This is a genomic window from Gemmobacter aquatilis, assembly GCF_900110025.1.
Classification (GTDB): domain Bacteria; phylum Pseudomonadota; class Alphaproteobacteria; order Rhodobacterales; family Rhodobacteraceae; genus Gemmobacter; species Gemmobacter aquatilis.
On record NZ_FOCE01000002.1, the window covers coordinates 554,154 to 573,540 of the forward strand.

At 65.5% G+C, this 19,387-nt stretch carries 18 protein-coding genes; 5 read left to right on the forward strand and 13 right to left on the reverse strand.

The genetic code is table 11. The features are described from left to right. Positions 1–54 precede the first annotated feature (54 nt). The gene (locus tag BMX43_RS06460) at positions 55–1,929 is read left to right on the forward strand and encodes a glycosyltransferase (protein WP_091298711.1); all 1,875 of its coding nucleotides are present in this window, start codon (positions 55–57) and stop codon (positions 1,927–1,929) included. Here the strand turns inward: BMX43_RS06460 and BMX43_RS06465 are convergent. After that, positions 1,926–2,561, reverse strand: coding sequence for a GntR family transcriptional regulator (locus tag BMX43_RS06465; protein WP_091299142.1), 636 nt, complete (start codon positions 2,559–2,561; stop codon positions 1,926–1,928). The genes BMX43_RS06460 and BMX43_RS06465 overlap by 4 nt on opposite strands. A 116-nt stretch (positions 2,562–2,677) precedes the next feature. Here BMX43_RS06465 and BMX43_RS06470 point away from each other — a divergent pair, with 116 nt between their 5' ends. The 3 genes from BMX43_RS06470 (at position 2,678) to BMX43_RS06480 (ending at position 4,886) form a co-directional block, all read left to right on the forward strand. Next, a complete protein-coding gene (locus tag BMX43_RS06470; protein WP_091298714.1) occupies positions 2,678–3,322 on the forward strand; it encodes a pyrimidine 5'-nucleotidase in 645 nt (214 codons plus the stop codon). Positions 3,323–3,395: 73 nt separating this feature from the next. Next, positions 3,396–3,626, forward strand: a complete 231-nt coding sequence (locus BMX43_RS06475) for a hypothetical protein (RefSeq protein ID WP_091298717.1) — start codon at positions 3,396–3,398, stop codon at positions 3,624–3,626. Positions 3,627–3,689: 63 nt separating this feature from the next. After that, positions 3,690–4,886 (forward strand): UbiH/UbiF family hydroxylase, encoded by a 1,197-nt coding sequence (locus tag BMX43_RS06480; RefSeq protein WP_091298720.1) that lies wholly within the window; start codon positions 3,690–3,692, stop codon positions 4,884–4,886. A 14-nt stretch (positions 4,887–4,900) separates the two neighbouring features. On the opposite strand, the gene BMX43_RS06485 is transcribed toward BMX43_RS06480, so the two are convergent. After that, positions 4,901–5,359 (reverse strand): Lrp/AsnC family transcriptional regulator, encoded by a 459-nt coding sequence (locus BMX43_RS06485; RefSeq protein WP_091298723.1) that lies wholly within the window; start codon positions 5,357–5,359, stop codon positions 4,901–4,903. Beyond that, positions 5,356–5,820: an Lrp/AsnC family transcriptional regulator gene (locus tag BMX43_RS06490; RefSeq protein WP_091298726.1), complete on the reverse strand. Its 465-nt coding sequence runs from the start codon at positions 5,818–5,820 to the stop codon at positions 5,356–5,358. The genes BMX43_RS06485 and BMX43_RS06490 overlap by 4 nt, the downstream gene beginning before the upstream one ends. 123 nt (positions 5,821–5,943) lie before the next feature. On the opposite strand from BMX43_RS06490, the gene ilvC reads away from it, so the two are divergent. Further along, entirely contained in the window at positions 5,944–6,966 is a 1,023-nt protein-coding gene (gene ilvC, locus BMX43_RS06495; RefSeq protein ID WP_091298729.1) for a ketol-acid reductoisomerase, read from the forward strand. Positions 6,967–7,011: 45 nt separating this feature from the next. On the opposite strand, the gene BMX43_RS06500 is transcribed toward ilvC, so the two are convergent. The 10 genes from BMX43_RS06500 to BMX43_RS06545 form a co-directional block, all read right to left on the reverse strand. After that, positions 7,012–7,917 carry a glycosyltransferase family 8 protein gene (locus tag BMX43_RS06500; protein ID WP_175482042.1) on the reverse strand — a complete coding sequence of 302 codons (906 nt, stop codon included), beginning with the start codon at positions 7,915–7,917 and terminating at the stop codon, positions 7,012–7,014. Continuing rightward, positions 7,914–8,615, reverse strand: a complete 702-nt coding sequence (locus tag BMX43_RS06505) for a hypothetical protein (protein ID WP_091298735.1) — start codon at positions 8,613–8,615, stop codon at positions 7,914–7,916. Before BMX43_RS06505 ends, BMX43_RS06500 begins: the two co-directional genes overlap by 4 nt. A gap of 5 nt (positions 8,616–8,620) precedes the next feature. Further along, on the reverse strand, positions 8,621–9,967 hold the full coding sequence (glmM, locus tag BMX43_RS06510; protein WP_091298738.1) for a phosphoglucosamine mutase: 1,347 nt from the start codon (positions 9,965–9,967) through the stop codon (positions 8,621–8,623). Then, positions 9,964–10,989: a dihydropteroate synthase gene (gene folP / locus BMX43_RS06515; protein WP_091298740.1), complete on the reverse strand. Its 1,026-nt coding sequence runs from the start codon at positions 10,987–10,989 to the stop codon at positions 9,964–9,966. Before folP ends, glmM begins: the two co-directional genes overlap by 4 nt. A 43-nt stretch (positions 10,990–11,032) precedes the next feature. Next, positions 11,033–11,941: a dihydroneopterin aldolase gene (locus BMX43_RS06520; RefSeq protein ID WP_091299145.1), complete on the reverse strand. Its 909-nt coding sequence runs from the start codon at positions 11,939–11,941 to the stop codon at positions 11,033–11,035. Positions 11,942–12,054: 113 nt separating this feature from the next. Continuing rightward, a complete protein-coding gene (locus BMX43_RS06525) occupies positions 12,055–12,741 on the reverse strand; it encodes a cell wall hydrolase (protein ID WP_091298742.1) in 687 nt (228 codons plus the stop codon). A 231-nt stretch (positions 12,742–12,972) separates the two neighbouring features. Then, positions 12,973–15,513 carry a putative PEP-binding protein gene (locus BMX43_RS06530; RefSeq protein WP_091298745.1) on the reverse strand — a complete coding sequence of 847 codons (2,541 nt, stop codon included), beginning with the start codon at positions 15,511–15,513 and terminating at the stop codon, positions 12,973–12,975. A gap of 100 nt (positions 15,514–15,613) precedes the next feature. After that, positions 15,614–17,875, reverse strand: a complete 2,262-nt coding sequence (gene glyS / locus BMX43_RS06535; RefSeq protein WP_091298748.1) for a glycine--tRNA ligase subunit beta — start codon at positions 17,873–17,875, stop codon at positions 15,614–15,616. Beyond that, on the reverse strand, positions 17,856–18,353 hold the full coding sequence (locus BMX43_RS06540; protein WP_091298751.1) for a DUF6446 family protein: 498 nt from the start codon (positions 18,351–18,353) through the stop codon (positions 17,856–17,858). The genes glyS and BMX43_RS06540 overlap by 20 nt, the downstream gene beginning before the upstream one ends. After that, complete coding sequence (locus BMX43_RS06545) at positions 18,350–19,285, reverse strand: glycine--tRNA ligase subunit alpha (protein WP_091298755.1); 936 nt, start codon at positions 19,283–19,285, stop codon at positions 18,350–18,352. The genes BMX43_RS06540 and BMX43_RS06545 overlap by 4 nt, the downstream gene beginning before the upstream one ends. Positions 19,286–19,387: the final 102 nt, after the last annotated feature.

Consider the following 19,387-nt stretch of genomic DNA (forward strand, 5'->3'; position numbering starts at 1 on the left):
GGCCTTAACCCATCGTGCCGAAAACTGCCCCGGTCACAGATGAGGTGAGCCGGGGTGATCGAAGGGCGCCAGATCAAACCTACCGCAGAACGCGCAGCGGTGCTGCGCCCGCAGGTTCCCCTGCCGGATCAAGGGCTTGCCGCACTTCTGTTGCAAAGCAATGTGGTCACGGGGGATGATCTGCTGCGCGCGCTGGCCATCCAGCGCTCAACCGGCGCGCGGCTGGCCGATATCCTGATTCGCCGCCGGATGGTCAATGACCAGCAACTGTATCGCGCGCATGCGCGCTATTGGGGCACGGAATCAGTGGATCTGACCACAGATCCGCCCGACCTGCGGCTGATGGACCAGTTGGGTACCACCACCTGTCTGCGTGGCACCCTGCTGCCGTGGCGCAGGATTGGCGACATGACTGTCGTTGTCGCCTCCCATCCCGATGATTATACAGCGGAAAAATCTGCTCTCACCGCCTGTTTCGGCCAGACCACCCTCGCCCTCGCGCCCGCCCCGCAGATCGACGCACAACTTCTGGCCTTGCGCGGCGCCCATATGAACCGCGACGCGCTGCTGCAGGTGCCCGAGGCGGAAAGCTGCCGCGGTTGGGGCAGCGAACGGCAGATGCTGCTGGGCTGGCTGGTGGTGGTGTTGACCGCCCTTTGGCTGATGCTCGCCCCGATTTCGCTGGCACTGGTGCTGACCGGATGGACGATGACCACACTGGCCATAGCGGTCACGATGAAGTTGGCCGCTACATGTGCCGCGCTGCGCCCGCCCCCTTGCGAAGGGCCGCCGGTGCTGATCCCGCGCCTGCCGACCGTCTCGATCATGGTAGCGCTATACCGAGAGGCGGGCATCGCGCAGCGGCTGGTGCAAAGGCTTGGTGAATTGGACTATCCGCGCGATCTGCTCGACATCCTGCTGGTGGTGGAGGAGGAAGACCGGCTGACCCGCAACGCGCTGGCCGCCGCCGATCTGCCCGCCTGGATGCGCATCATCGTGGTGCCGGATGGCAAGCTGAAAACCAAGCCGCGCGCGCTCAACCACGGGCTGCGCGCCTGTCGCGGGTCGATCATCGGGGTCTATGATGCCGAAGATGCCCCCGACCCCGACCAGATCCGCAAGGTGGTGGAACGGTTTCACAATCGCGGCGCACAGGTGGCCTGCCTGCAGGGCGTTCTGGATTTCTACAACCCCCGCACAAACTGGCTAAGCCGTTGCTTTACCATGGAATACGCCACATGGTTCCGCCTGATCCTGCCGGGGATGGCGCGGCTGGGCTTCCCCATTCCGCTGGGCGGCACGACCCTGTTCTTCCGCCGTGCCGCGCTGGAGGAACTGGGCGCCTGGGATGCGTTCAACGTGACCGAGGATGCCGATCTGGGGATGCGCCTCGCCCGCCACGGCTATCGGACCGAGCTGATCGCCACCACCACGATGGAAGAGGCCAATTGCCGCGCCCTGCCCTGGATCAAGCAGCGCTCGCGCTGGCTGAAGGGTTATATGATGACCTATGTGGTGCATATGCGGCAGCCGCTCCTGCTGTGGCGCCAGCTTGGACCGCGGCAGTTTCTGGGCTTTCAGTGCATTTTCGTCACCACGCTGACCCAGTTCCTGTTGGCCCCGCTGTTGTGGAGCTTCTGGATTCTGCCTTTTGGCCTGCCACACCCGCTGATCGGGGTGCTGCCGCCTTGGGCGGCGCTGGCGATCAGCGTGATCTTCGCCCTGTCAGAGGCGCTGCAATTCGCCACAAGCTGGATCGCGCTGCGCCTGACGCCGAACCGGATGAACCCGCTTTGGGCCTTGATGCTGCATTTCTATTTCCCGCTGGGCTCGCTCGCCTCCTACAAGGCCGCGTGGGAAATGGTCACCCGGCCCTTCTGGTGGGACAAGACGAGCCACGGCCATTTCGAAGGATCGGGCCCCGCCTAGCGCAGGCGCAACTCGCCCGCATCGACACGCAGCCGCGTCTCGAACGCCTTGGAAATATGGGCTTTCAACGCGGCATAGGCGGCATCGCCATCGCGCGCCGCAATCGCCTTCACGATGTCGGCATGTTCGGCCATCGCCACCTCGTCGCGCCCTTCGGCGGCGAAGGAGGTATTGGCCATCAGCGCCATGGAGCGATGCACCAGATCCAGTTGCTGCACCAGAAAGCGGTTGTGCGAGGCCAGATGAATCTGCTTGTGGAACCGTTTGTTGGCCCGGCTTAGCGCGCGCGGATCGCCGCCCAGCAGCGCCCGGTCCTCCTCGACCATCGAACGGAGGACGCGAATCTCTTCATCCGTCGCGTGGCGGGCGGCAAGGCGCGCGGCCAACCCCTCCAGCTCGGTGCGCACGGCGTAAAGCTCGGCCAGCTGGTTGTGATCCAGCGTTGCCACGATCAGGCTGCGCCCGTCGCGCGTCAGCATCGACTGGGTTTCCAGACGCTGCAACGCCTCGCGCACCGGGGTGCGCGACACGCCCAGCCGCTCGGCCAGTTCCGATTCCACCAGCCGGTCGCCGGGCTTGTAGACCCCGGCTTCGATGGCTTCGAGGATCAGGGTATAGGCGTCTTTCTGCACGGGCCGCTCCTCCTTCGCGTCCGGCGACACTAAGCGCGGCCATGGCGCAGTTTCAACCCCACCATTCGGTCAGCCCTGCCATTGTCGCGCGGGGCACTTTGCGCTAGCTCTGCCCCATGATCGCACAAGCTTTCTCTCATGTCCGCCACTGGGTCTTTGACCTGGACAATACGCTGTATCCACCAGAAGCCCGCCTCTTTGATCAGATCGAGGTGAAGATGACCGCCTGGGTGATGCAGGCGCTGCAGGTGCAGAAGGCCGAGGCCGACCGGCTGCGCCGCCATTACTGGCAGCTTTACGGCACCACGCTGGCCGGGCTGATGGCCGAACACAACATGGACCCCGAGGGTTATCTGCACGCGGTGCATGACATCCGCTTTGACGCGCTGCAGCCCGACCCGGATCTGGCCGCCCAGATCAGCGCCCTTCCAGGGCGGCGGATCGTCTATACCAACGGGTCTGCCCCCTATGCCGAAAAAGTACTGGCGGCGCGCGGGCTTACCGGCTGTTTCCACGCGATTTACGGGGTGGAGCACGCCGGTTTCCGCCCGAAACCCGAACGCGCGGCGTTCGAGACGGTCTTTGCCCGCGATGGCGTCGATCCCGCCCGCGCCGCGATGTTCGAGGATGATCCGCGCAACCTCGCCGCGCCCCATGCGATGGGGATGCGCACCGTCCATGTCGCGCCCGAGCCGCATGAGGCGCCGCATATCGAACATCACACCGACGATCTGGGCGGGTTTCTGGCGCGGCTGCGCTGACCTGCGACAAGGTGTATCGTGGATTCACGTTTGCGCTGCGGCGATAACCGCCCCACGCAAACAGGAGATTCCCATGACCGCCCTCCCCTCGGCCCAGCCCGGCCTGCTCTCCCGCCTGCCCTTGGTGGGCTTCATCGCCCGTGACATCGGGCGCGACATCAATATTGTATTTTACCTGCTGACCATCCTCGTCACCGCGCTGGTGCTGGCGATCAAGACCTGGGGTCTGGTCGCGCTGGCGATGACTGCGCTGGCGGTGGTGCCGGTTTATTTCGTGCTGCTGATCCTGATCACCCGCGGCTGACGCCGTGTCGCGTGGACGGGTCGGCGCTTCTGCCCTATCTAAGGGCAAACGAAGGGGCGAGCCATGCGCGAGATGACCGATATCCTGATTTCCGGCGGAGGGGTTGCAGGCCTTGCCGCCGCCTGTGCCTTCGGCGCCGCCGGGTTCCGGGTGATCTGTGTCGAGCCGAACCCGCCCGTCACCGCCGCCGAGGCCGAAGGCTCTGACCTGCGCACCACGGCGTTTCTGCACCCCTCGATCCCGGTGCTGCAGGCGGCGGGGCTGTGGCAGCGGCTGGAACCCCATGCGGCGGCCTTGCAGATCATGCGCATTGTCGATGCCGGTGGGCCGGTGGCCGAACCCCGCGTGGTGAAGGATTTCGACGCCGCCGACCTTTCGGACAAACCCTTTGGCTGGAACCTGCCCAACTGGCTGCTGCGGCGCGAGATGCTGGCGCGCATGGCCGAGTTGCCCGGCATCACCTTCCTGCCGGGCGTGGCGACCGCACGGGTGCTGACGCGCGAGTCGGAGGCGCTGGTCACCCTGTCTGACGGGCGGCGGATCGCAGCGCGGCTGTTGATCGGCGCCGACGGGCGCGGCAGTCTGGTACGCGAGGCGCTGGGGATCGGGGTGAAGACCCTGCGCTATGGCCAGAAGGCGCTGGCCTTCGCGGTGCGCCACCCGATCCCGCATCAGAACATCTCGACCGAGATCCACCGCGCGGGAGGCCCCTTTACCTTCGTGCCCCTGCCCGACCGTGACGGCCAGCCTTGTTCGGCGGTGGTCTGGATGGATCACGCGGCAGAGATCGACCGGCGCATGGCCCTGCCGGTGGCGGCGTTCGAGGCCGAGATGATGGAACGCTCTTGCGGGCTGCTGGGGCCGCTGAGCCTTGTGTCGCGGCTGACAAGCTGGCCGATCATCGCGCAGATTGCGGAGAGTATGGCGGGGGAACGGGCGGCGCTGATGGCCGAGGCGGCGCATGTGATGCCGCCAATCGGCGCGCAGGGGCTGAACATGAGCCTTGCCGACCTGACGGCGCTGCTGGATCTGGCGCAGGCCGATCCCGAGGGTCTGGGCGGGGCCAAGATGCTGGCGGCCTATCACCGCAAACGGCATGGCGATGTGCAGGCGCGGGTGCTGGGGATCGACCTCTTGAACCGCGCCTCGATGCTGGGGGCGCAGCCGCTGCGCGACCTGCGGGCCGGGGCGCTGAACGCGCTCTATTCGGTGGCGCCGGTGCGGCGGACGCTGATGCGCGCCGGGATCGGCGTGCGCTGAGCGCTCAGCCGGGGTCAGCCCAGCGGGCCGGGGCGCGGTTCTTCGGTCAGCAGGACATTCGCCTCCACCTGCCCCACCCCCGGCAGGGTCATGATCCGGCGGCGCAGCACGCGTTCGAAATCGGCAATATCGCGGGCGACCACGCGCAGGCGGTAATCGAACAGGCCCAGAACGTGCTGAACAACCTGCACTTCAGGGATGGCCGCCACGGCGCGCTCGAAATCCTCAAGGCTGACACGGCCCTTGGTGGCCAGCTTGATGCCCAGAAACACCGTGACCCCAAACCCAAGCGCCGCGCGATCCACCGTGACGCGCTGCCCGGCGAGGATGCCCGCCTCCTCCATCCGGCGCACGCGGCGCCAGGCGGAAGGCTGGCTGAGGCCATGGCGGCGGCCCAACTCGCCAGCGGAAAGCGTGCCGTCGCGGGCCAGATCGCGCAGAAAGGCGCGGTCGGTATCATCCAGGTCGATCACAGCGGCAACCCCGCGGAATCCTTGATGGTCGAGATCAGCATCAGCGCCTCGATATCGGTGATATGCGGCAGGGTCAGGATGCGTTCGCGGTAGAGCTGCTGATATTGCGCCATGTCGCGGGCAAGGATGTTGAGCCGGACATCGACACGGCCAAGGAAAGTTTCGATGGCGATCACCTCGGGCACCGCCCGGGCGGCGGCGAGAAATTCATCGAAGGCACGCGGTTCGGTCTTGTCGAGCGAGAAGCGCAGCGAAACCTCGACCTCGTATCCCAGCGCGCGCCAGTCGATGCGCGCCTGCCGAGCGGTGATGATGCCCGCCTCGGTCAACCGCTCCAGCCGCCGCCAGCAGGTCGCTTGCGTGACCCCGGCGCGGCTGGCCAGTTCGGCGGTGGGCAAGGCCGGTTCGGCCAGAAGATGGCGCAGGATCCGCCGATCCGTATCGTCGATTTGAATGGACATTTCATCAGGCTTTCATTCGGCGCATGATCTTTTGCAGATTTCTCCAAATTCGTCAAATTTTGAACCTTTCGCCGCGCGGCATTCCCTATGGTGCCCACATCTTAATCAAGGAAGGATACGCCCATGCGCGTGTTTTACGATCGTGACTGCGATGTGAACCTCATCAAGGACAAGAAGGTCGCCATTCTCGGCTATGGCTCGCAGGGTCATGCCCATGCGCTGAACCTGCGCGATTCGGGTGCGAAGAACCTTGTGGTTGCACTGCGCGAGGGGTCGCCTTCCGCCAAGAAAGCCGAAGGCGAAGGCCTGAAGGTCATGGGCATTGCCGAAGCCGCTGCCTGGTGCGACCTGATCATGTTCACCATGCCCGACGAGCTGCAGGCCGAAACCTACAAGAAATATGTGCATGACAATCTGCGCGAAGGCGCCGCGATTGCCTTCGCCCATGGCCTGAACGTGCATTTCGGCCTGATCGAGCCGAAGCCGGGCGTCGATGTCATCATGATGGCCCCCAAAGGCCCGGGCCACACCGTGCGCGGCGAATACACCAAGGGCGGCGGCGTGCCCTGCCTGTTCGCGGTGCACAACGATGCCACCGGCAAGGCACAGGAAATCGCGCTGTCCTATTGCTCGGGCATCGGTGGCGGCCGTTCGGGCATCATCGAAACCAACTTCCGTCAGGAATGCGAAACCGACCTGTTCGGCGAACAGGCCGTGCTGTGTGGCGGTCTGGTCGAACTGATCCGCATGGGCTTTGAAACCCTCGTCGAAGCCGGTTACGAGCCGGAAATGGCGTATTTCGAGTGCCTGCATGAAGTGAAGCTGATCGTGGACCTGATCTATGAAGGCGGCATCGCCAACATGGATTACTCGATCTCGAACACCGCCGAATACGGCCAGTATGTCTCTGGCCCGCGCATCCTGCCCTACGAGGAAACCAAGGCCCGCATGAAAGCCGTGCTGACCGACATCCAGACCGGCAAGTTCGTGCGTGACTTCATGCTGGAAAACGCGGTTGGCCAGCCGACGATCAAGGCTTCGCGCCGCTCGAACGACGAGCATCAGATCGAACTGGTCGGCAAAAAGCTGCGCGACATGATGCCGTGGATCTCCAAGGGCAAGATGGTGGACAAGGCGCGCAACTGATCTGCGCCACAGCCGACGCAAAAGGGCGCCTTCGGGCGCCCTTTTTCATGCCATCCGCAGGGAGGCTTCGGCCTCGGCTTGCAGCGCCTTGTAGGCGGCCAGCCAAGGGCGACGCTTGGGGTGGAAGATCGGATGGCGGATTTCCCACGGGCGCAGGCGGCCGGTGAAATGCACCACCGCCGGGTCATCGCGCGAGGCGACAAAGGCGGCCCGTTCGGATTGCGGAAACGGGCTGCGCCCGGTCAGCCGGTTGCCCCAGAGCGTGTTCCATTCCGGCGCCAGATGGCGGATCTGGCCGCGAAACACCACATTCAGCCAGTTCTGGTCGTTGAAGCGCAACTGATACTGCTGGCGCAGGGCCACCGCCGCGCGCAGATCGCCCATGCGCGTATCCAGCCCCAGCGCCCGGATGCGCGGCAGATCGAACAGCACCACGCCGCTGTTGATGTAATCCGCCGCGTCCACCAGATGGCTGATCTTTTCCAGATCGCGCAGATGCCGCGCCGATTTGCGCGAAGGCAGCCAGCCATGCCCGGCCTTCTGGTGCAGTGCTTTCAGGATGCCGGGGTCGCGCACGGCGGCAATGGGGCGCTGGTCCGGGTCGGGGGCGAACAGCGGGCCAAGATCGCGGCGCACCATGGTATCGCCGTCCAGATACAGCGTCGGCGCCTCCAGCAGTTGCGGCAGGTTCAGCCGAGCCAGCGCGGTGGCGGAAACATGGCCCCCAACCGCCAGCGTGCGGTCAAAATCAATAAGTTGCACATGGATGTGTGCCTGCGGAAAAGCGGCGCGCAACCTCTCCACCGCCGAGGCAAGGGCCGGGATGACCTCGGTCACCAGAAAGCGCAGGGTGATATCGGCGGGGCGGTGTTTCAGCACCGACCAGGCCGAGATCAGCGAGGGCCGCAGATAGCCCGCATCGAAGACATAGGTGACATCCGCCCCGCTCATGCCCCAAGATCCGCGCCATGCAGCGCCGCCTCGATGGCGCGACATTCGTCATACAGCGCATATTCCTCTGCCAGACGCGGGCGCAAGACAGCGCGGCCGGCCTCGGTCAATTCGGTGCGGAACGCGGCAGAGGAGTGGCTGCGCGCGCTGTCCGGCTCGCGCAGCGGGCGGATGCCATAGGCGCGGGCGAAGGCGGGCAACAGGCGGCGCACGTTCTGGGTTTCGGCGCAGAACAGCACGCGCGACCGGGCCGCTGCCAGATGTGCTGCATCGCCGAAGAAGAAACCCAGGCCCCGTTTGAAATGGCCGACCTCGGCCAGAGCGGCCTCGGCGGCGCGGCGGTCGTCGTCTTCGCCCGCGAAGGCCTGCGCGAAGGCGTCAAAACTGGGAAAGCGGTTGAAACAGGCAGTCTCGGCCTCGGTCCACGGCGTATCGCGGGTGGGGCGCGAGAAGTTGCGGCGGCTGTCGAAGGCGGAATGCAGCCGCGTGATCGGGTCGCGGAACACGAAGCCCACCTTCACCTGCGGCCCGAAGCGTGCATCCACCCGGGCGAGGCTGTTGCCATGCGACAATTGCCGCACCAGGGGCGCCTCATACCAGCGGCGGTTGGCGGCGATCACATCGCCCAGCCAGGTGCCCCCGGTCTTGGGGATATGCAGCAGCACCTGCCGCGGGCGGAGATAGCCAAGCAGCGACACCGCGTTCAGACCGCAGCCTGCACGGCGGCGACGATCCCTTCGACCTCCTGGACCAGTAGCCCCTCGTCCTCACATTCGGCCATGACGCGGATCAACGGCTCGGTGCCCGACTTGCGGATCAGCACCCGACCTTTGCCGATCAGCCGCGCCTCGGCCTCGGCGATACGGGCCTGCACGCTTTTCACCGAAAGCGGCGCCTTGTCAGCGCCATAGCGGACGTTCTTCAACAACTGCGGCACGGTTTCAAAGCTTTGCACCAGTTCGGATGCCGGCTTTTCGGTCCGGGCCATCTCGGCCAGGAAATGCAGCCCGGCCAGCAACCCGTCGCCGGTGGTGGCGTAATCGGTCATCACGATATGGCCCGACTGTTCGCCGCCAAGGTTGAAGCCCCCGGACCGCATCCGCTCCACCACATAGCGGTCGCCGACGGCGGTGCGTTCAAGGTGCAACCCGCGCCCGGTCAGAAACCGTTCCAGCCCGAGATTGGACATGACGGTTGCCACCAGCGTGCCGCCGTTCAGCCGACCCTCCTCTGCCCAACGGGCCGCAAAGAGCGCCATGATCTGATCGCCATCGGCCACCCGGCCATTCTGATCAAGGATCATCACCCGATCCGCATCTCCATCCAGACAGATGCCGACATGCGCGCCATGCGCAACCACCGCCTCGGCGGCGGTCTGGGTGTAGGTCGATCCGCAGCGATCATTGATATTGGTGCCATTCGGGGTCACCCCCACCGGAACCACTTCGGCGCCCAACTCCCACAGCACATCCGGCGCAGCCTTGTAGGCCGCACCATTGGCGCAATCGACCACCACTTTCAGCCCGTCCAATCGCAGCCCCGCCGGGAAGGTGGTCTTGACGAATTCCTGATAGCGCCCGCGCCCGTCCTCGATCCGCTTGGCACGGCCGATATTGTCCGGCTGGGCGGGCGCGATCTCGCCCGCGAGGATCGCCTCGATCTCGGCCTCGGCCTCGTCGGACAGTTTGAAACCATCGGGGCCGAAGAACTTGATGCCATTGTCCTGATGCGGGTTGTGGCTGGCCGAGATCATCACCCCCAGATCGGCCCGCATCGAGCGGGTCAGATAGCCGACCGCAGGCGTCGGCACCGGGCCCAGCAGCAGTACATTCATGCCGGTGGAGGTCAGCCCCGCGGTCAGCGCGGTTTCCAGCATATAGCCCGACAGCCGGGTGTCCTTGCCGATCACCACGCGATGCGCCGACAACCTGCCCTCGCGGCGGAAATAGCGCCCGGCCGCCGCGCCAAGGCGCAGCGCCATCTCGGCGGTCATCGGATAGGTGTTTGCGCGCCCGCGCACCCCGTCGGTGCCAAACAGCTTGCGGCTCATGCGCCTTCTCCCTCAGGATTTCGTTCGGTGACAGAGCGCCACAGGGCCAGCGCCTGCCGCGTCTCCCAGACATCATGCACGCGCAACACCTGCGCGCCCTGCGCCACCCCGGCCAGCGCCACGGCAACGGACCCCGGCGCGCGGCGCGCGGCATCCGCCTCGCCCCCGATCGTGCCGATGAATTTCTTGCGGCTGACCCCCAGCAGGATCGGGCAACCAAGGCCGTGAAACAGGCTCAGGCCGCGGATCAGCGTCAGGTTATGGTCCAGCGTCTTGCCGAAGCCGATGCCGGGATCGACCATCACCCGTGCGCGCGGGATGCCCGCCGCCTCGGCCTCGGCCAGTTTGGCGGCGAGGAAATCATATACATCCAGCAGCACATCGTCATACTGCGGCGCCAGTTGCATGGTATCCGGCGTGCCCTGCGCGTGCATGATGCAGACCGGCGCGCCTGCAGCGGCGGCAACCCGCTTCAGATCGGGGTCATGGGTGAAGGCCGCCACATCGTTGACCAGATCCGCCCCCGCCGCCAGCGCGGCCTGCGCCACGGCGCCCTTGCGGGTGTCGATGGAAATCACGCTGTCGATGCCGCCCTCGCGCAATGCCGCGATCACCGGCGCGGTGCGGGCGATCTCGTCGGCCACCGGCACTTCCGCGGCGCCGGGGCGGGTGCTTTCACCGCCGACGTCGATGATCTCGGCCCCCGCGCCCACCATCATGCGCCCCTGCGCCACCGCGGCTTCGGGCGCCAGAAACTGGCCCCCGTCCGAGAAACTGTCGGGCGTGACATTGAGGATGCCCATCAGGCGCGGCGCCGCCATGCCAAGGCCTGCCAGCGGGGCACGCGGGGCGCTGAGCGCGCTGCGCGCCTCGGCAGGCAGGTCAGCGGCGGGGATCAGCAGCGCCGGGCGTTCCCGCTCCAGCACCTCGACCCGGTCAAACCACAGCCAGCCACCGGCCAGCGGCAGGGCCTCTGCCGGGCGGGCGGCATCGCTCATCGGGATGGGACGATAATAGATCATGCCTTCGCTTAGGCCCAACGCGGCAGGCAGGCAAGAGCGGCGCTCAGCCCCGCTCCACCCTCACGCGGCTTCCTGCCGGAACTGTTACATCGCCGTGAACGACAAAGCGCTCTGCCGCCGTCAGTTCCGCCAGCCACAGCGCCAGCGCCACCGGCACGCGCGACTGCGGGCCATCCACCGCATCCAGCACCAGTTTCGACGGCGCCCAGACGATCATCTTGCCGTGTTTCATCGCCCAGTCGATTTCGGTGCGCGTCGCCACCACCACGCAACGCGGATCGCGCGCGGCCAGCGTCCAGGCATTCTGCTCGATGGCCAGCAGGTCAATGCGGCGCTGAGTGGCGTTGTGGCCGGTCTCCGGGCGCGGCAGGTCGGGCAGGCCCACGGTCAGGATCACCGGCAGGCCCTGCGCCTGCAACGCGTCCAGCCGGGCAGGCAAGTCCGGCGCCACGATGCTGGCATTGTCAAAATAGGCCACCAGCGGGTGCAGGCTGGTCATCGCGCCTTCGCTGTCCACCGCGCGCAGCGGCGCCTCGGCGCGCGAGCGCACGACCTCGACCCCCAGGGCGCCCGGCCCGCGATCCAGTTTTTCGACCCGCACGAAGACCCGCATCGCCTGCGGTTCGACCAGAATCCGCTCTGCCACCTTCTCGGCCAGCGTTTCCAGCAGGTTCAGGCGCTCTTCGGCCAGTTCCGCCGCAATCGCCTCGGTGATCCGGTCATAGGACAGGATGCGATCCACATCGTCTTCCAGCGGCGCGGGATGCGGGCGCACCTCGACCACCACATTGAAGCGCAGGCGCTGGGTGCGGCCCCGTTCCTGCTGGAAGGCGCCGATGTCCGCCTCGACGATATGGTCGCGCAGAGAAATGCGGTCACGCGGGTCGGCGCCAGCCGAGGCTGCAGCACGTTCCTCCGGATGGGCGAAGGCGAGACGGATGTCGCTGATCATGGTGCCCTCCGGGCCGCTGGACTGGCGCGACCATAGCCGCATCGCGCCGCCTATGCCCCGCCCGCTTGCGGCAGGCAAGGGGCCGGAGCCGACATGGCTCCAGATAGCACGGGTTACTGCCGGTAGAACAGATGCGCGCCGATGGATGCGGTACGCTCGAAGCGGCGTGCCCAAGCGGGGCGGACCCCCGCAGTGTGGAAATGTGTGGCACCCGAGGTCAGCGCGCGCGGCGCCCCATCCAGCAGCAACCGGGCAATCTTGCCTGCATCCTGCCAAGCCCCCCGTTCGCTCACCCGGTCCGACTTGCCATCGCAGGTGAACGAGAACTGGCACCCACCACTGCCACGCTGGTTGACGACAGCGCACACGCTGTTGGGATAGGCCGGGCTGTCCACCCGGTTCAGGATCACCTCGGCCACGGCAAATTCGCCGCGCACCGTCTCGCCCCGTGCCTCGTGGTAGATCGCATTGGCAAGGCATTGCCATTGCGCATCGCCTGTGGCGACCGGCAACTGATCGAGAAAGCTCTTCTCGTAACTTATGAGCTTCGGGCCAGAAGCAATTGTCGGCGCATATTTTTTCGCCACCCCGGGTCTTTCGACCCGCTCGGCCAGCGAAGCCATCCGAGCCGGGGTCACCTGCCCAAGCGCGTTTTTTTCAACCCCAAGCAGGGATGCCATCCGCCCGCCCAGATTGACTGTCGGGTCATTCGATTGGCTCACCGTAACATCGGCGAAGGCCGCTCCGCTGAGGACAAGCGCGGCCCCGAGGGCTGCCGTCCAGCTTTGTAGCAAGCGCATTAACGTGTGTTCCCGGTCCTGTTGCAGCGCCGCCTGCGGGGGGATTTTTCACCGACCCAACAGGCAACAGTCGCGGGGCATAGCGCAAAACCGGGGCCTGAGTCCACCTATGTGGCATAATTGCAACATCGAATCAGCCGAATCTGGGCGGATTCCTGCCAATGAGACTTTGAAAAGCGCAAGAGAGAACCGACGAAAATCGCCAGTTCCGCCTTGTTTTTCAACGGATTTTCACTCCATCGGCTCGGTCAGCGCCAGATGTGCCGCTGCAAGCCGCGCAAGTGGAACGCGGTAGGGCGAACAGCTGACATAATCGAAGCCAGCCTTGCGGCAGAAGGCAATCGATTCGGGGTTTCCGCCATGTTCACCGCAGATCGAAAGGGTGAGATTCGGTCGCGTCTTGCGTCCGCGTTCGGCACCGATCAACAGCAATTCCCCCACCCCGTCCACATCCAGAATATGGAACGGATCCTCGGGGAAGACGCCCTGCTGGACATAGGTGTTCATGAAACGCCCGGCGTCGTCGCGGCTCAACCCATAGGTCATCTGCGTCAGGTCGTTGGTGCCGAAAGACAGGAACGCGGCGTGCTGGGCAATTTCGCCGGCCCGCAGGGCGGCGCGCGGCGTTTCGACCATCACCCCCAGCCGGAAATCGAAGGCTACCCCGGTCTTGCTGCGCACCGCCGCCGCAACCGCGTCGATCCGGGTCTTGACCAGCTCCACCTCGCGCCGGGCCGAAACCAGCGGGATCATGATTTCCGGCACCACAGGCTCGCCCCGCTGCGCGGTTTCCACCGTCGCCTCGAAGATCGCGCGCACCTGCATGTCATAGATTTCGGGCAGCACGACGCCCAGCCGGACCCCGCGCATCCCCAGCATCGGGTTGAATTCCGCCAGTGCCTCGGCCCGGCGCGTCACTTCGGACAGCGGGCGATCCAGCGCCTCGGCCAACTCGCGCAGGCCCTCGCGGGAATGGGGCAGAAACTCGTGCAACGGCGGGTCGAACAAGCGGATACAGACCGGAAGACCCCGCATGATTTCAAAGAGTTGCGAGAAATCCGCTCGCTGCATCGGCAGCAGTCGCACCAGCGCCGCCGCGCGGTCCTTGGGCGTGTCGGCAAAGATCATCTCGCGCATGGCGACAAGGCGATCCTCGTCAAAGAACATGTGCTCGGTCCGGCACAGCCCGATGCCTTGCGCCTTGAAATCGCGGGCGGTCTGGGCATCGGCGGGCGTGTCGGCATTGGCGCGGATGCCGATATCGCGGAACTCATCCGCCCAATCCAGAAGCTGGCGGAAAGCATCATCCTGCGCCGAAGGCAGCATGTCGGCCACGCCCACCAGCGCCTCGCCACTGGTGCCGTCCACCGTGATCACATCCCCTTCGCGGAAGATACGGCCATCGCGGGCCACCAGTTTCTTGTCGCGCACGTCCAGCTGCATATCCGAGGCGCCGACGATGCAGGGCAGGCCAAGCCCGCGCCCGATCACGGCGGCATGGCTGGTCATCCCCCCCCGCTCGGTCAGCACCGCCGAGGCAGAGTGCATGCCGCGAATATCCTCGGGCGCGGTTTCGCGCCGCACCAGAATACAAGGTTCCCCGCGCGAAGCCGAGGCCTGCGCGGCCTGCGAGCTGAACACGATCCTGCCGGTTGCCGCCCCCGGGCTGGCCGCGATGCCGCGCACGAACACATCGCGCGGCCCACGCGGATCGACCTGCGGGTGCAGCAGTTCCGACAGCGCGCGCGGTTCCACCCGCAGCACGGCCTCTGACGGGGTGATCACCCCGTCCAGCGCCAGCGCCACTGCGATCTTCAGCCCGGCGCGGGTCGAGCGTTGTACCTTCACCGCATCGAGAACGGCCAGCTTGCCGTCTTCGATGGTGAATTCGATCTGCATTTCCTCGCGCAGTTTCTGGCGGCAGGCAGCGCCGTGGCGCAACAGATCGGCAAAGACATCGGGGGCAAGCTCTTCCAGCGAGGGGCCGCGCGCATCACGGGTCAGATAGATTGCCTCGGTCTTGCTCAGCGCATCGCGGCCCTGGCTCTGCCCCAGATACCGGCCCTTGATCTGCGCGTCGCCGGTGACCGGATCGACAAACTGGATCACGCCCGAGCCGGAAATCCCCTGCCCGATCCCCTGCGCCATCTGCTGCACCACCAGCCCCAGCGCGGATTCCGCCGGGGCACCCTTGGCCTGCCGCAACAGGCGGGCAGTCGTGCCCTCCCACGCCCGGGCCATGGAGCGCAGCACGTCCGACAGTTGCCGCGCCGGATCTTCGGGGAAGGGTTCGTCCATCTCCAGCTTGTAAGAGCGCAGCGCATCATGCAGCCCCTCGGCGGTGGGCGGCAGCGCGTCGAACATGTCGGGGTCAAGCCGCGCGACATGGACGGCATAGCCCTGCACGAAGCGCAGATACAGCGCATCGGCGGCGGCCTTGCCATGGGTCAGCGCCAGCCGGTCATGCCGGGCGGCGTTGAACCCGATGTTGAGAATGGTGGCCGGGCCGCCCCAATCGGGGTTTTCCGGCGAGGGGCGGACCGAGATCAGCGGATCTGGGCCGAAATGTTCCAGAATGGCGCGGCAGTCGATCACCTGCCCCGAGGCGATGGCGCGCACCGAAGTGGCGGGCAGTGCCACGGTCAGCGGCACCGGCAGGTCAAGGCGCACCAGTCTTTGCAGGCACTTGGCCCGCCAGCCATGCAGCGCCGGGGTAATCCGGGCCGTGGGGGTGACGATGGTGAATTCGGGAAGAAGGTCGTGTTTCTGCACTGCGGCGGCCTTTCGGTTCGCGGGCAGAATACGCTTATCGCGAAGTCGCGCAAGCGGAGAGGTGGCGGGGGGCCGACGGCCCCCCGCAGGCCTTTTGGGATCAGCCTTCGACCTTGGTCAGATCGGCGACCTGCGCCACCAGCGCACGGATGCGGTGCAGCAGGTTCAGCCGGTTGCGGCGGACGATGGCATTGTCGCTATTGACCTGCACGGCGGTAAAGAAAGCGTCGATCGGCGCGCGCAATTTGGCCATGGCGGCCATGGCGGCGGCGAAATCCTCGGCGGCCATGGCAGGCTTGATCGCCGCCTCGCCCGCATCGAGCGCGGCAAACAGGGCGCGTTCTTCGTCGGTTTCCGCGAATTTCGGATCGGCGCCGAAGGAATACTCCACCCCGTCCTTCTGTTCGGCCTGGGTGAGGATATTGTTCGCGCGCTTGAAGCCTTGCAGCAGGTTGGTGCCGTCTTCGGTTTTCAGGAAGGCCTGCAACGCCTCGGCCCGCTTCACCAGCAGAGTGAGGTCGTCATTGCCGGGCATGGCGAGACAGGCGTCGATCACATCGTGACGGATGCCTTGATCGCGGAGGAAGACTTTTAGGCGGTCGTGGAAGAAGGTGAGGAGGTCGGAGACAAGTTCAGGCACACGCTCTTGCCGGTAAACACCCATCAGGCCGTTATCCATCGCGTCATCAAAAAACTTTGCAAACGCTTCAGGTGTGCCTCGAAATCTTTCAATCTGACCATCATACTTGTTGATGAAGTCCTCTGAAAATGTAGCACGCGCGTGCTTAACGGCGAGTAAGAAACTTGCCTGATTGGAGTTCAGTCTGCACCACTCTGACTCCGCCAAGCCGTCCCTAAACTGCTGTTCCAGCCCAACCCGCACCCCATTCCCCAGCACCAACCTAATCACCCCCAGCGCGGCGCGACGCAGCGCGAAGGGGTCTTTGCTCCCCGTGGGTTTCTCGTCAATCGCCCAGAAGCCGGTCAGCGTGTCGATCTTGTCGGCCAGCGCCACGGCCACCGATACCGGCTCGGTTGGCACGGCATCCGATGGCCCCAGCGGCGAGTAGTGATCGCGGGCGGCGTTGGCGACGGCTTCGGGTTGGCCCGCCTCCAGCGCGTAATAGCGGCCCATCGTGCCTTGCAGTTCCGGGAACTCGCCCACCATGGCAGAGCGCAGGTCCAGCTTGGCAATGCGGGCGGCCTGTTCGGCCTGATCGGCATCGGCGCCGACCAAGGGCGCGATCTCGCGCGCCAGCGCGGCGATCCGCGCGATCCGGTCGGCCTGTGACCCGAGCTTGTTGTGGAAGGTCACCGATTTCAGGCCCTCGACCCAGCCGGTCATCCCCGCCTTCGCCTCGCGCAGGTCATTCTCCCAGAAGAATTTCGCATCCGACAGGCGCGCCGACAGCACCTTCAGGTTGCCCTGCAGGATCGTAGCGCCATGGTCGGCGGTTTCGCGGTTGGCGACGGTCACGAAGCCTTCGATCCGGCCAGTTTTCGGGTTCTTGACCGAGAAGAATTTCTGATGTTCGCGCATCGAGGTTTGCAGAACCTCGGGCGGCAGATGCAGGAAGGCCTCGCCAATGGCGCCCATCAGCACCACCGGCCATTCCACCAGCCCGGCCACCTCGGTCAGCAGCCCGGCATCGGGCACGACTTCAAGACCCCGCGCAAAGGCCTGATTTTGCGCATCATTCCAGATATGTGCCTCGCGTTCGGCGCTGTCCAGCATCACGAAGGCGCGGCGCAGCTTGGCGGTGTAATCGTCAAAGCCCGTCACCGGGAAGCGCGCGGGCGACATGAAGCGGTGGCCGCCAGTGGTGTTGCCCGCCACGATGCCATCGACATTCAGCGGCACAACCTCGGCCCCGCCCTCATCGCTCAGCAGGCACAGGATGGAATGGAGCGGGCGCACCCAGCGCAGGTTGCCAGACCCCCAGCGCATGGATTTCGGCCAGGGGAAGGTGCGGATGGCGGTTTCCAGCACCTCGGCCACGATCTCGGCAGCCTTGCGGCCCGGCTTTTCGAGGACGGCGAAATAGACCTCGGCCTTCTTGTCGGCGCGTTTTTCCAACTGGTCCAGCGTCAGCCCCGTGGCGCGCAAGAACCCGTCAAGTGCGGCGGCGGGCGCATCGGTGCGCGGGCCCTTGCGTTCCTCGCGCACGGCGCGGCTTTCGGCGGTCAGGCCGTGAATCGTCAGCGTCAGGCGGCGCGGCGTCGAGAACGCCCCGGCGCTTTCATAGGTCAGCCCCGCCGCAACCAGCCCGTCGGTGACCAGTTTCTTCAGATCCTCGCGCGCACGCCCCTGCATCCGCGCCGGGATTTCCTCGGAGAAGAGTTCAATCAAGAGTTCGGGCATTGGGATCTTCTTTCAGCTTGTCGTTGAGCTGGTGCCAGGCGAAGGCGCGCCCGTCGGGAAAGACGGCGACAACACGATCGACACCCGGCACGATGTCTTGCACAGAAAGGAAGGCGATGGCTTCGCCGGTTTCCAGCGCGGTGGTGATCTGGCCCGCATCGAAACAGTCGAACCAGCCGGGCGCCACCAGCGGTTGGGCGGCGTCATAGACCTTGTAGGTCTCGGTCAGCATGGCTTGCGTCAGCGGCGTGTGGAAACAGGCGCGAAAGCGCAGCGGCGACGAGGTGGCGTCGATGCCCTGCACATTGTCGGCCAGGATCACCTCGGGCGCTTCGCCCAGGATCGGGGTCAGCGCGATTTCCGCCCCCGGCTCGAACCGCGCGGGTTCGTAGAAGGCGTAGACCTGCAGGTAATACATCGCGATACCGGCAACGGCAGCAATCACGACCAGCCCTCCTGCGACGATCTTGCCATTCACGCCACAGCCTCCACCGAGGCGCCCGCTTCGGTCTGCACAAAGGCATCGGCGCATTGCTTGGCAAGCGCGCGGACGCGGCCAATATAGGCCTGCCGTTCGGTGACGGAAATCACGCCGCGCGCATCCAGCAGGTTGAACAGGTGGCTGGCCTTGATGCACTGGTCATAGGCCGGGTGGGCCATGATGATCCGCTTGCCGCTGTTGGGGTCCGCCGGATCGAAGGCCAGCAAGCGTTCACATTCAGCCTCGGCCTCGGCAAAGTTGCGGAACAGTTTGTCGGTATCGGCACCGTCGAAATTGTGGCGCGAGTATTCTTCCTCGGTCTGGCGGAAGATATCGCCGTATTTCAGTGGGATGGGCGAGGACGGATCGTTGAACGGCATGTCCATCACATGGTCGATGCCCAGCACATACATGGCCAGACGCTCCAACCCATAGGTCAGCTCGCCCGACACCGGGCGGCAGTCATGGCCGCCGACCTGCTGGAAATAGGTGAACTGGCTGACTTCCATCCCGTCGCACCAGACCTCCCATCCCAGACCCCAGGCGCCCAGAGTGGGGCTTTCCCAGTCATCCTCGACAAAGCGGATGTCATGCAGCGCGGTGTCGATGCCGATGGCATCCAGGCTGCCCAGATACAGATCCTGCAGGTTCGGCGGCGAGGGTTTGATCAGCACCTGATATTGGTAATAATGCTGCAGGCGGTTGGGGTTCTCGCCATAGCGCCCGTCGGTCGGGCGGCGCGAGGGTTGCACATAGGCGGCGGCCCAGGGCTTGTTGCCAAGGCTGCGCAGCGTGGTCGCCGGGTGGAAGGTGCCCGCCCCCACCTCCATGTCATAGGGCTGCAGCACGGCGCAGCCCTGTGCGCCCCAGTAGGTCATCAGGCGCAGGATGATTTCCTGAAAGCTGCGGGGGGTATCGGCTGCGGGCATCTGGACCTCTCGGGCGGACCTTTTCGGAAAGCTGTGCTTCCATAGGCATCAGGCGCGAAAGCGTCAATGAGGGCCCGCTCGCGCAACTGTCAGAATTCGCCC